Origin of the sequence: Sulfitobacter sp. TBRI5, assembly GCF_051013555.1 — a bacterium.
Taxonomy (GTDB): domain Bacteria; phylum Pseudomonadota; class Alphaproteobacteria; order Rhodobacterales; family Rhodobacteraceae; genus JL08.
In genome coordinates this window covers 2,732,018-2,744,451 of record NZ_CP112884.1, presented here as the reverse complement: position 1 = coordinate 2,744,451, position 12,434 = coordinate 2,732,018, and the positions used below count along the sequence as shown (strand labels likewise).

Below are 12,434 nucleotides of genomic sequence, written 5' to 3'. Positions count from 1 at the left end.
CGTGCACCCTGGTCAGGAATGTTCTTCGGCCGCTGTGGCGGCAAGCGCCCTGTTATAGGCCTTCAGCGCATCGACATGGAACAACGCCCCGCTCAATTCCGGCGGGGCATCTTCACCCTGCAACGTGACCACCGGAATGAAAGCGGCGCCTGATTTTTCGAACACCGGCATCGCGGCCTCAAGCGTGGCATTTCCATCGACATAGATGCCATCCCTGATCATGTCCCAGCACTGGCTTTCATCAATGCCGCGTTCGTCTTGCATGTTGCGCATCACCGTTGCGACACGGAACATCGCCAGAAGATAGGCTTGCGGACCGGCAGCCAGATGGATGTTGCGCCGTTCCAGCTGGGTCAGGAAAAACGACCGGTCGACCAGACGGGACGCCAGCGCCGTGGACAGCGACACCGACACCATAACTGCAATTCCGGTTTGCCAGTCACCGGTCAGTTCAAACACGATCAGCGTTGTTGATATCGGCGCCCCCAGAACCGCAGCTGCCACGGCCCCGGTGCCCGCCAGCGCATAAAGCGTGGTCGACCCCGACACATCGGGCAAAATGCCCGTGGCAACCAGACCAAAAGCCAGACCTGTCAGCGCACCCACCATAAGAGATGGCGAAAACACCCCGCCCCCCATGCGCCCGGCCATGGTCACTGCCACCGCGATGGTTTTCAGAACCGCGAATACCACCGCCTCGTGAAAGGCAAGTTCTCCGTTCAGGGCCAGCGATGTCGTTTCGTATCCGACGCCGATGATGTGGGGAAACCAGATGGCCAGCGCGCCAAGCAACGCCCCCGCGACAGCCGGGCGCAGCCAGCGCGGCAATCCTGTCTTGTTCTGAATATGGGTGCCAACGTCTTCGGCCCAGAAAACGGCTTTCATCAGGGCAACGGCCACCAGCCCGCACAACAGCCCCAAAAGCAGGAACGCCGGCAATTCGACGTAAAACTGCAATGCGCCTTCCAGCGGGCGGGCGAATTCGGTGACGTTGCCAAACTCAAGCCGGTTGATCACGGTACCGGCGACAGAGGCGATGACAATTGGCGCGAAGGCATGGACCGCAAAATGGCGCAACACAACCTCGAGCGCGAACAGGGTTCCCGCAATGGGCGCGTTGAAACTGGCTGACACCGCTGCCGCGACGGCGCAGCCCAGCAAATCGCGCCCGGTGATGCCGTCGGCCTGAATCCGGTTGCTGACCCATGTCGATATGACGCCGGCCATGTGAACAACCGGACCTTCCCGCCCCGTTGATCCACCCGAACTAAGCGTCACGAGAGAGGCAAAGGCCGATGCGATCCCGGCTTTGGTTTCAACCCTGCCGTCCTGCATCGCAGCACCTTCGATCACGTCGGCGACAGACCTGACACGCCCGTCCGGCGTAAACCGGTGCAGGACAAGCCCGACAATCAAGCCGCCGACAATCGGAATAATCAGCACCCAGTACCATGGCAGGCCCGACGCAAAGCTGTGCAAATGCTGCACATCGTCCGTCCCGTATAGCAGCGCCTGAAGGCTTTCGATGGCTTTGCGAAACGTCAGCGCCGCAAAACCGGCCCCGATCCCGATCAGCAAGGCAATGAACCAGAACTGTATCTGGCTGGGTCCGCGATCCAGCATGATCCGCCACACGTCCTTGCTTGCCTTTTTTGCCTGGTCCATCTGCTGGGACAAAAAAGAACGCGCTGGATCAGACATCTGGAGCTTACATCAGGAAACCTGTGCCAAGACTAAGCAAATATGAACGGGGCGCGATAGCCCCGTTGGCTCTAATATCGTGAAACTGCGGCCAAAATCGCACCTTTGATCCGGCCACAGCTATATTGCAGGTTCAGCGCGTTTCACACCGGTTGATTGACACACCGTAACAATCCTGGCTTTGCACTTGTGCGGCCGCCCCGTTCAGGTCGATGAAGCCGAACTGGCCCACGATATCCCGTGGAATCTGTTCATCATCCGGTGCGCCCTGATCATCACGACCGGCAGGTTCATTGGCAGATGGGCCGGCAGACGGACCGGCAGATGGTCCCGCCGGATCATTGGACGGACCAGTGTCACCGGGCGAATCATCGGCGCCGATAAACGCGCCAGAGGCGGTCGCCAAGCATGCAAAAACAATGACATAGGGGATGGTACCGGTGGCGGACAGTATCCGCAGTGGTACTGATACAAACTTTACAAAACTCGCTTACAAACACAAAAAAACTAGTACACTCTTAACGGTAGTCCCCGCGATGGCCTTTGGTCAACCCAATATTTTGACACAATCGGTGCACATTTCTGACACAATCGGCGCCGAACACATCCGCCAGGCGTTATCCGGCCAGCAGAACCCGCGCCGCGCCGCGTGCCTCATCCGTGATGGAATCACCGGCCAGCATACGCGCGATCTCGTCAACACGCGCGTCCTGGGGCAAGGCAACAACTGTTGATGTCGTCATGCCGCCCTTGACCTGTTTTTCAACCCGCCAGTGATGCGCGCCCAGGGCCGCAACCTGCGGTGAATGCGTGACAACCAGAACCTGCCCGTCCTCGGCCAACGCTGATAGCCGCCGTCCGACCGCATCTGCGGTCGCGCCGCCAACGCCACGGTCGATTTCATCGAAAATCATCGTCACGCCACTGTTCTGGCCGGTCAGGCAAACCTTTAGCGCCAACAGAAACCGGCTGAGTTCCCCACCCGAAGCAATGCGCGCCAGTGGGCCAGCCGGGGCACCGGGGTTTGTGGCGACGGAAAAAGCGACAAGATCAATACCGTCCGGCCCCGGATCGGCCGGACTGACCTGCGTTTCAAACACGGCCCTGTCCATTTTCAGCGGTGCCAGTTCGGACATGACCGCCTTGTCCAGCTTCCCGGCCGCTTTCTTGCGCGCGCCGCTCAGGCGTTCGGCGGCTTGGGTATAATCAGATTGCGCACTTGATAGATCCTTTTTCAACGCTGCCAGATCGGCATCACCCGCATCCAGCGCAGTAAGTTTCTGGCGCAGCGTGTCCCCGAACAATCCCAGATCATCCGGCAATATATCGTGTTTGCGCGCCAGTGCGCGGATCGCAAACAACCGTTCTTCGGTTTCCTCCAGATCGACCGGGTTGAAAGACAAAACATCCAGAGTACGGGCAATCCCGTCTGTCGCTTCATCCAATTCAACCATCGCGCGGCCCAATGCCGAAAGCGGTGCATCCAGATGGCCTTCGGCTTTGTCCGCGACGCCGTCCAGCCAGCGCATCGCATTGCCGACAGCGCCTTCTGCGCCGTCATGTCCCAGAGCATCATGGGCGCGCTGGACGTCTTCGCGGATTTTTTCCGCGCCCTGCATCAACCGGCGCGCAGCATCAAGTGCCGTGTCTTCGCCTGCCTGCGGATCAAGCGCGTCCAGTTCTGCCATTGCGTGGCGCAGATATTCTTCTTCATCGCGTGCGGCTGCCAGCGCGGCTTCGGCCAGCTCAACCGCCTTGCGCGCCTTGCCCAGCACAGACCACAGAGATCGCAATCTGGCGCGTTCGTCTTCCAGCCCGGCGAAACTGTCCAGCAGATCGCGGTGCCCCCGCGGGTTCAACAGGCCGCGATCATCATGCTGGCCATGCAATTCCACCAGCGTTTCCGACAACAGGCGCAACACATCACCCGAACAGCGCCGGTCATTGACCCATGCGGTCTTGCGCCCGTCCGATGTATTCACACGCCGCAGGATCAGTTCCGGCCCCGCCGGCAATCCCGCCTCTTGCAGAACGGCGTGCGCGGCGTGGCCCTCCGGCAGATCGAACCACGCAGTCACTTCGCCCTGTTCGGCCCCCTGACGCACAAGTTCGGCGCGCCCGCGCCACCCAAGGACAAAGCCCAGCGAATCCAGCAGAATGGATTTTCCCGCGCCGGTTTCGCCGGTCAGCACGTTCAGGCCCGGCTGGAAGGCAAGTTCCAGACGGTCGATGATCAGCATATCCCTGATATCAAGGCCGCGCAGCATGGTGTTTATCGATTATCCAAAGACGGCATCACCGCCATCAAATCCATTCGCCTTTGATTGTCTGGCGATAGACCTGCGACAACCAGTTGTTGCCGCGCGCATTGGGCGAAAGCCCCTGCCCTGTCAGCAGGTTGTAGCTGTCCTGATACCATTCCGTCGATTGGTAGTTATAGCCCAGAATGGCGCCTGCGGATTGTGCTTCATCCGTCAGACCAAGCGCCAGATAGGCTTCGACCAGACGATGCAACGCCTCGGCGGTGTGGCTTGTTGTCTGGAAATCCTCGACCACAACACGGAACCGGTTGATCGCGGCGGTATAGTGATCCCGACGCAGATAATAGCGCCCGATTTCCATTTCCTTGGCCGCCAGATGGTCAAACGCAAGATCGAATTTCAGAATCGCCGCTGTTGCATATTCACTGTCGGGATACCGTTCGATCACAGCGCGCAAGGATTGCAGCGCCTGAAAGGTTAGCCCCTGATCGCGTCCGATTTCGTCGATCTGGTCATAATAGCTGAGCGCAAGAAGATATTGCGCATAGGCAGCATCATCATCGGCGGGATAGAAATCGATAAACCGTTGTGCTGCGGACCGGCTGTTGGGGTAATCCTGTTCCTGATGGTAGGAAAACGCCTGCATGATCAATGCACGTTTGGCCCAGTCGGAATACGGGTACAGCCGTTCGATTTCGGAAAAATAGAACGCCGCCTGTTCGCCGCGGTTCCGGCTAAGTTCGTATTCGCCGCGACCGAAAATCTGTTCGGGGGTGTAGTTTTCCAGCGGCACATCATCATTGCGCAGCAACCTAAAACCGTCACCGCCACAGGCAGTTAGGACCACGGTCAAAAGCACCGCACCGATCACCTTTGTCCGGGATCCGCCTGTCATGCCTGTTTCCTTACCGCCATTGCTATTAATTGTTCAGCCTTTGGTCTTACGCGTCCTAGCACATAAAATTCCGTTGCAAAACGCCTTAGACTCAAATGTTATACGTGTGTCGGACAAAGGTCGCAATTGCTGTCTGGGGTTTGGAAAAAAGGCTGTTTGCCAAAATCAGGCAACGGCGGGAATTTCGTCCCAAACAACGCCGACGCCGGGCAGTTTCGCCGTCATTTCGGGATCACATTCCATCAGACGCACGGCGCCGGGCGTTTCAAAAAGCGCTCGCAGCAATGTGTTGGTCAGCGAGTGGCCCGCGCGGACACCCTGATAATGGCCAAGAATCGGTGTTCCGGCCAGCGCCAGATCACCAAGTGCATCCAGCATCTTGTGGCGCACGGCCTCGTCCGCGTGGCGAAAACCACCTGGCGACAAAACTTCGGCACCATCGACAACAACCGCGTTTTGCAGTGTTCCGCCAAGGGCAAGCCCGTTGGCGTGCATCACATCCACATCGGCCTGCCGGCAGAACGTACGGCTGTCGCACAGTTCGCGGACAAACGATCCGTTTGCCATATTCATCGACTTGACCTGACGTCCTATCGCCTGATCAACGAAATCGATTTCAAAATCGATTTTAAGCGCATTGGCGGGTGACAGCGTTGCGCGGGCATCCCCCTGCTGAACACACACGGGTTTCAACACCTGCAAAGCGCGAACCGGTGCCGATTGGCGTTGCAGACCACGGCCGATGAACCCCCGCACAAACAATGCCGACGACCCGTCAAGGATCGGCACTTCGGGGCCATTCAACTCGATCAGGGCATTGTGGATACCACAGCCGGCCAACGCCGCCATCAGGTGTTCAACCGTCGAAACGGACACTCCGGAAGCGTTTTCCAGTTTGGTACACAAGGGAGAGCGGTTTACCGCATCCCACAACGCAGGGATCATCCGGTCGCCCAAGGCGATATCCGTGCGGCGGAACCAGATACCGTGATTGGCGAATGCGGGCTTTACCACCATACGCACATTGCGGCCGGTATGCAGGCCAACGCCTTCAAAGATCACTTCGGATTTTAACGTGTTTTGCACTTAATGCCCCTGGCACAGATACGCCGCTGCTTCTTGTTGTTAAAGGTAACTAAGCAGGCAACCCGAAAGCCTCAACTCAATCTTTGTAACGGACTGAAACATGCGCGTCAGGCTTCGGCAGTTCCCTGCCTACATCATTCTAAATCTTTGTTTTTAATAGGAAAAGGGCCACCAAGCGGCGGCCCCTTGAAACAGAATTGTGACAAAAATCAGTTGGCTTGACGCCGCAAGAACGCCGGAATCTCGATCCGTTCCTGATCCTGATCAGCCGCTTCCTGTGCCTGTTGCGACGGGCGCGGCTGGTGCGCTTGCGCCTGCTGAACTGGCGGTTGGGTCCGCATCGGCTGACCGCCGCGTTCGCCGGACTGCTCGTGCGCGTGACCTGTCATGCGGTTGATTAGCGAATTAATTCCAAAGCGCGGGCGCTCGGCTTCGCCACCTGCCGCACGGGGTTCCTGACGCTGGGCAACTTCCTGCGGGGCACAGTGGCCAGAAGGACGTTTCTGCACAGCATCGCGCAACCGTTTCATCGCTTCGGGCGATGGCGTGCCCGGCGCGGGTGCGCGCGGCGCTACGAACGATTCCATATCGTCATGCATCGTTTCCTGCTGCGGTTCGAACTCGGCCACTTTCGGCTGATAGGCCGGCATTGGCAGACCGTCATCTGTGGCTTCTTCAGCTTCCTGGGCAACAAATGCGTCGGCCTGCTCTTCCTCGGCGGCATGGGTGTTGTAATCGTCGAACAGTTGCGGTTCTTCGGTGGTTTCGGCCGCCACGGCGACTTCGGGCTGTTCAACGACCTGTTCCGGCGCGTCCTGTGCCTTTTCGACAGGGGCAGACGGACGCAGCGGCGCCGACATCGGCCGGCGCGGTACCGGCACTTCGGTGTGCACATCAACGGCATCGATGCCTGTCGCAACAACAGACACGCGCATGATGCCTTCCATTGCTGTATCCAATGTCGAACCGACAATGATATTGGCCTCGGAATCCACTTCTTCGCGGATGCGGTTCGCGGCTTCGTCCAGTTCGAACAACGTCAGATCATGGCTGCCGGTGATATTGATCAGCACGCCTTTCGCGCCACGCAGGCTGATTTCGTCCAGCAGCGGGTTGGCAATGGCCTTTTCGGCGGCCTGAATGGCGCGATCTTCGCCTTCCGCCTCGCCGGTACCCATCATCGCCTTGCCCATCTCGTCCATCACGGCGCGGACATCGGCAAAATCAAGGTTGATCAGACCGGGACGCACCATCAGATCGGTCACGCCCTTCACGCCCTGATACAAGACATCATCTGCCATGCTGAACGCTTCGGTAAAGGTTGTTTTTTCATTGGCCAGACGGAACAGGTTCTGGTTCGGAATGATGATCAGCGTGTCAACGACCTTTTGCAGCGCCTCAACGCCATCTTCGGCCTGACGCATCCGTTTGCCACCTTCGAACTGGAACGGTTTGGTCACGACACCGACAGTCAGAACACCCAGCTCGCGCGCAGCCTGCGCAATAATCGGTGCCGCCCCGGTTCCGGTACCGCCGCCCATGCCAGCCGTGATAAAGCACATATGCGCGCCGGCAAGATGATCGACAATCTGTTCGATGCTTTCTTCTGCAGCGGCAGCACCCACTGAAGCACGTGCACCGGCGCCCAGACCTTCGGTCACTTTGATCCCAAGCTGGACCCGGCTGGTTGCATTGCTTTGCTGCAAGGCCTGCGCATCAGTGTTGGCAACAACGAAATCAACCCCGTCCAGCTGCTTTTCGATCATGTTGTTGACCGCATTGCCACCTGCCCCACCAACGCCAAAAACGGTAATCCGTGGCTTGAGGTCTTCTTGTCCGGGCATTGAAAGGTTGAGTGTCATGGTTACTGTCCGCCTGTGCTGCTGACCCGCAATTACGGGTGTTTTTTTACCTAAATCGCCCTGATCTTATCGTGCAAGGGCCGTAACGTCACCTAAAAAACGCAAAAATGACACAAAATATGGGCGATTTTTTGCCGGTAAATCCATGATTTCGAAGTTTGCGCCATATCTTGCGTCTACCAGTTGTCGCGGAACCATTTTACCGCGCGTTTCAAAGACCGGGCCGGATATCGATCAACCGGAATGTCAAAATCCCACCACTCGTCCTGTGGGTGTGCTGCAAACAGGCACAGGCCCACGGCGCTGGCGAATCCGGGGCCGGTTGCCGCCTGTGGCAACCCGTGCACCCGAAGTGGCCGGCCCAGCCGTACCTGCTGCCCGAGTATTTTGCTGGCCAATCCGTCAAGCCCGGGTATCTGGCTGCCCCCGCCCGTCAGCACGATCTGCTGGCTGGGCAGATGATCAAAGCCCGCCGCATCCAGCCGCGCGCGCACCTCTTCCAGAATTTCTTCGACGCGGGGGCGCATGATCCCGATCAGCTCTGCCCTGCTGACGGTGCGCCTATCATGTTCCCAATCACCGGTTTCGCCGCCGATCTCGATCATTTCACGATCATCCATACCGGTGGCATGGACACCGCCATAAAAGGTTTTCAACCGCTCGGCATTTGTTGTCGGAATTTGCAGACCCATCGAAATATCCGATGTCACATGATCCCCGCCCATGCGGACCGCATCGGAATAGATCATGTGTTTCTTGATAAAGATCGAAACACCCGTGGCCCCGCCCCCCATATCAATACAGGCGGCCCCCAGTTCCTGTTCGTCTTCAACCAGTGATGAAATGCCCGACACGTAAGCCGACGATGCAATCCCCGCCAGTTCCAGATCACAGCGGCTGACGCAATGGGCCAGATTCTGGATCGCTGCGGCATCAACCGTCAGCATATGCATATCCACAGACAGGGTTTGCCCCAGTTGTCCGCGCGGATCCGACAGGCCCGAACGGTGATCCAGCGCAAAGTTCACCGGCTGCGCGTGCAGCACCTCGCGCCCTTCGCCGTATTCCGGCAGATCGCAATCGGCCAGCACCCGCGCGACATCCTGCTCGGTGACGATCTGCCCTTCCAGTTCAAGCTGCGCATCCAGCCCGTAAGACCGCGGTTCAGCCCCCGAAAAACAGGCGATCACGTGATCAACACGGATGTTCGCCATTTTTTGCGCCGCTTGCAGCGCCGTACGTATGGCGCGCTCGGTTTCCTGCATCGCGACAACTTCGCCGAATTGCACACCGCGCGACCGCGTCGTTGCCGCCCCGATCACCCGAAACCCGGACTGGCCCGCCAATGATCCGATCCCGCCCGCTTCGTCCAAGGGGCCGGACGTGCCGTCAAACCGCAGCACGAGACAGGCAATCTTGGAACTGCCGACATCCAGAATGGCGACGACCCCGCGCTGCATTGCAAGTTTGCGCATGTGACGCATTGCACGTTGGGATTGGTAAAGGTCGATCATTGAGAGAGTCCATCGTTACTGAGTTGTCGGATGCGCCACCATTCCGAAACGGCAGCCTTGTTCATGCGCAGCGTCGGGCGGGCGGCAATACGCATATCCACCGCGGCCAGATCACGCTCCAGAATGTCCTGCGCCTCGCTTAAGGCGATGACGCGTTCCAGCGCCTGAACCGGCGCGTTTTCGGGCAACAGGATGCGCTGGTCACGATCCAGAACGACATCCCAGCGCCGTTCACCCACACGCACCAGCCCGCGCAACCGGCCCGCCAATGGCTGGGCCGCGCGAAACAGCCGCATGGCCTCTTCCACATGTGCATCGGCATTTTCGCCTGCGATCAGCGGCAGGTCTGCATATTCGGAACGCGAAGCCGCCTGCGTCACAAGCACGCCCGCGTCGTCCAGCACCTGCAGCCCCTCTCGGGTCCGCCACATAACGGCCGGCATGCGCTCGATCACATCCACTTGCAACACGCCGCCCGGGCGGATGCGCACCGTTGCCTCCCTGACGGGATCAAGATCCGAAATAGTCTTGCGGATTTCTTTCAGGTCCAGATCAAAGGAGCTGACCGGAAAACTGATTGGCACAACTTCGCGGATTTCGCCCGCCACCTTGTAACCGGCACCGTCGACAGCCATCAGCTGCACCATGAACTCGGGGCGGGTTTCCACGCTGTTGCGCGCCTCAGCCACCGAAGCGGCAATGCGATCGCGGCGGGTTTCATCAGAAAAGTAAAATCCGGCAGCCCCCAGCGCCAGCAGGAACGGCATCCCGACACGAAACATCAGCCGGACGCCGGGTGTCAGGATCAGGCGCTGATAGCGATAGGACCAGCGCGACGGCGCCGGATCGCAGGGAATGCTTTCTGATCTTTTGCGCAAAGCTGTTAACGGTTGCATGAGGCATCCTCGACCATCCAGCGGCACAGCTCTCCAAAGCTTACTCCGCACGCCTGCGCCTGCTCGGGGCTGAGCGACGTGTCGGTCATGCCCGGCTGCGTGTTGGTTTCCAGAAGAACAAGACCATCCGCGCCGCGCGTTTCATCCCAGCGGAAATCGGTTCGGCTGACACCGCGACACCCCAGTGCACTGTGCGCTCGCACTGCAAAATCAAGGCACATGCCGAAGATGTCGGCAGGCAGATCCGCCGGAACCACATGGCGCGACCCGCCGGGCTTGTATTTCGCGTCATAATCGTACCAGCCGTCGGTCAGGATATCGGTGACGGTCAGCGCTTTGCCGTCCATCACCGTGGTTGTCAGTTCCCGCCCCGGCGCGAACGCCTCGACCATCACGTGTTCCGGCATGGTGTCGGCCAGTTGCGGCGGACCGTTGGCAGCCTCGTGCACCAGATAGACACCCACGCTTGAGCCTTCGGCGTTCGGCTTGACCACATAGGGGGGCTGCATCACGTGCGAACGGCGTACATCGCATGCAGACGCAATGATGCTGTCCACCACCGGCAACCCGACTGTCTTGTAAACCTGTTTGGTGCGCTGCTTGTCCATCGCCAGCGCGGATGCCAGCACACCTGAATGCGTGTAAGGCAACCCAAGCCATTCCAGCAGACCCTGAACACATCCGTCTTCGCCCCAACGGCCATGCAGGGCGTTAAAGACAACATCGGGATTGTGCGATTGCAAAACGGAACACAGGTCGCGGCCGGCATCGACCTCGATCACCTGATATCCCTGGTCCCGCAACGCAGCGGCGCATGCACGCCCTGAAGACAGGGACACTTCGCGCTCTGCCGAAGGGCCACCCATCAAAACTGCCACTGTCGGGGACGTCCTGCTCGACTGACCCACTTTCGTGCCTCTATGTCCGGGCCTTAAGACCCTGTTATTGCGCCGCTCCCTTTTGGGTTATCCGGCTCCGCCTTTTGGGATCGCATCACCGATCCGCATAATTTCCCATTCTAACGTGATCCCACTGGAATCGTAAACCTTTTTTCGCACGTCTTCGCCCAATCCTTCCAGATCGGCGGCTGTCGCGCCGCCGGTGTTGATCAGAAAGTTCGGGTGCATCTCGCTCATCTGCGCGCCGCCGCGCCGCGCACCGCGCATTCCGGCCTTGTCAATCACCGCCCACGCCTTGAGATCATGCACGTCATCCGCCCGCCCGGTTGAGCTGAAACCCGCCGGATTGCGAAAGGTCGAGCCTGCCGACCGTTCTTTTGTCGGTTGTGTCGCGTCCCGTTTGGCCAGTTGGCCGGCCATGCGCGCGTGCAAATCTGCGGGATCACCGGTCGGGGCGGCAAATGTTGCCTCGAACACCACCCACCCGTCGGGCAGATCAGTCTGGCGATAGCGGAATTTCAGATCATCGGCCGTCAGCGTGACAATGCGCCCGTCACGCGTAACGGCGCGCGCGCTTTGGAAGACATCTGCCGTATAGTGGCCGTAACAGCCTGCGTTCATCCGCACAGCACCTCCGATGCTGCCGGGGATCGTGCGCAGGAATGTCAGATCAAGCCCCGCGTCGGCCGCCTTGCGCGCCACGTGCGCATCCAGCGCCGCCGCCCCGGCTGTAACGGTGTTTCCGTCGATCCGGATATCATTGAACCCACGCCCCAAACGCACCACCACGGCGCGCAATCCGCCGTCGCGCACGATCAGGTTTGAACCAACCCCCATGGGAAAGACCGCGATACCGGGATCAAGGGCCGCCAGAAAGGCGGCAAGGTCATCGGCATCTTCGGGCTGAAACAGGAAATCCGCCGGCCCGCCAACGCGCAGCCACGTCAGATCGGACAGATTGCGCGCCTCGCTCAACCGGCCTCTTGGTGTCGGCAGTGCCGTCACGAACCGTGATCCGGATTTGACGGGTCAGGTTTCTTGCGGCCCCGGATCAGACGGGACAAGCCGCCAAACATCAGGCCGACAACATAGGCAGCACAGCCATAAAACAGAACCGCCAGCTGCGATGTAAGAGCGGGCGGATCCAGCGGAGATTCCCCCACGCCGTATTTGATCCAGACCGCGTGAAACAGAATGGCAAACAGGAAAAGAAAACCGAACAGCCTGCGATTGCGCCGCCACCCTGCAACAAAGGACAGCACGATCCAGATGATAAAGGTCAGAACGACCCCGCCCAGAACTTCCGCAACTTCAATCATG

Annotated in this window: 11 protein-coding genes; all 11 read right to left on the bottom strand. The window is 59.3% G+C overall.

The features are described 5' to 3' along the window. Positions 1-12: 12 nt before the first annotated feature. The 11 genes from OLX72_RS13845 to OLX72_RS13795 all read right to left on the bottom strand — a co-directional run bounded on the left by OLX72_RS13845 (position 13) and on the right by OLX72_RS13795 (position 12,433). The gene (locus OLX72_RS13845; RefSeq protein ID WP_433988896.1) at positions 13-1,701 is read right to left on the bottom strand and encodes a chloride channel protein; all 1,689 of its coding nucleotides are present in this window, start codon (positions 1,699-1,701) and stop codon (positions 13-15) included. Between the two features lie 133 nt (positions 1,702-1,834). Continuing rightward, positions 1,835-2,107, bottom strand: a complete 273-nt coding sequence (locus tag OLX72_RS13840; protein WP_433988895.1) for a hypothetical protein — start codon at positions 2,105-2,107, stop codon at positions 1,835-1,837. A 211-nt stretch (positions 2,108-2,318) separates the two neighbouring features. Next, positions 2,319-3,968 carry a DNA repair protein RecN gene (gene recN, locus OLX72_RS13835; RefSeq protein WP_433988894.1) on the bottom strand — a complete coding sequence of 550 codons (1,650 nt, stop codon included), beginning with the start codon at positions 3,966-3,968 and terminating at the stop codon, positions 2,319-2,321. A 37-nt stretch (positions 3,969-4,005) separates the two neighbouring features. Beyond that, entirely contained in the window at positions 4,006-4,857 is an 852-nt protein-coding gene (locus tag OLX72_RS13830; RefSeq protein WP_433988893.1) for an outer membrane protein assembly factor BamD, read from the bottom strand. A gap of 165 nt (positions 4,858-5,022) precedes the next feature. After that, on the bottom strand, positions 5,023-5,943 hold the full coding sequence (lpxC, locus tag OLX72_RS13825) for a UDP-3-O-acyl-N-acetylglucosamine deacetylase (protein WP_433988892.1): 921 nt from the start codon (positions 5,941-5,943) through the stop codon (positions 5,023-5,025). Between the two features lie 209 nt (positions 5,944-6,152). Further along, a complete protein-coding gene (ftsZ, locus tag OLX72_RS13820; RefSeq protein WP_433988891.1) occupies positions 6,153-7,805 on the bottom strand; it encodes a cell division protein FtsZ in 1,653 nt (550 codons plus the stop codon). A gap of 176 nt (positions 7,806-7,981) precedes the next feature. Continuing rightward, complete coding sequence (ftsA, locus tag OLX72_RS13815; protein ID WP_114870739.1) at positions 7,982-9,319, bottom strand: cell division protein FtsA; 1,338 nt, start codon at positions 9,317-9,319, stop codon at positions 7,982-7,984. Next, complete coding sequence (locus OLX72_RS13810; protein ID WP_114870740.1) at positions 9,316-10,215, bottom strand: cell division protein FtsQ/DivIB; 900 nt, start codon at positions 10,213-10,215, stop codon at positions 9,316-9,318. The genes ftsA and OLX72_RS13810 overlap by 4 nt, the downstream gene beginning before the upstream one ends. Next, positions 10,203-11,081, bottom strand: a complete 879-nt coding sequence (locus OLX72_RS13805) for a D-alanine--D-alanine ligase (protein WP_254684801.1) — start codon at positions 11,079-11,081, stop codon at positions 10,203-10,205. The genes OLX72_RS13810 and OLX72_RS13805 overlap by 13 nt, the downstream gene beginning before the upstream one ends. Before the next feature lie 99 nt (positions 11,082-11,180). Then, positions 11,181-12,119: a UDP-N-acetylmuramate dehydrogenase gene (murB, locus tag OLX72_RS13800; protein WP_433988890.1), complete on the bottom strand. Its 939-nt coding sequence runs from the start codon at positions 12,117-12,119 to the stop codon at positions 11,181-11,183. Further along, positions 12,116-12,433 (bottom strand): hypothetical protein, encoded by a 318-nt coding sequence (locus tag OLX72_RS13795; RefSeq protein ID WP_114870743.1) that lies wholly within the window; start codon positions 12,431-12,433, stop codon positions 12,116-12,118. Before OLX72_RS13795 ends, murB begins: the two co-directional genes overlap by 4 nt. Between the last annotated feature and the right edge of the window lies 1 nt (position 12,434).

Bases quoted from the DNA above. Each gene is read 5' to 3' on its own strand.
- OLX72_RS13845 (WP_433988896.1), bottom strand. From the start codon at position 1,701: ATGTCTGATCCAGCGCGTTCTTTTTTGTCCCAGCAGATGGACCAGGCA.
- recN (WP_433988894.1), bottom strand. From the start codon at position 3,968: ATGCTGCGCGGCCTTGATATCAGGGATATGCTGATCATCGACCGTCTG.
- OLX72_RS13830 (WP_433988893.1), bottom strand. From the start codon at position 4,857: ATGACAGGCGGATCCCGGACAAAGGTGATCGGTGCGGTGCTTTTGACC.
- ftsZ (WP_433988891.1), bottom strand. From the start codon at position 7,805: ATGACACTCAACCTTTCAATGCCCGGACAAGAAGACCTCAAGCCACGG.
- ftsA (WP_114870739.1), bottom strand. From the start codon at position 9,319: ATGATCGACCTTTACCAATCCCAACGTGCAATGCGTCACATGCGCAAA.
- OLX72_RS13810 (WP_114870740.1), bottom strand. From the start codon at position 10,215: ATGCAACCGTTAACAGCTTTGCGCAAAAGATCAGAAAGCATTCCCTGC.
- OLX72_RS13805 (WP_254684801.1), bottom strand. From the start codon at position 11,081: ATGGGTGGCCCTTCGGCAGAGCGCGAAGTGTCCCTGTCTTCAGGGCGT.
- OLX72_RS13795 (WP_114870743.1), bottom strand. From the start codon at position 12,433: ATGATTGAAGTTGCGGAAGTTCTGGGCGGGGTCGTTCTGACCTTTATC.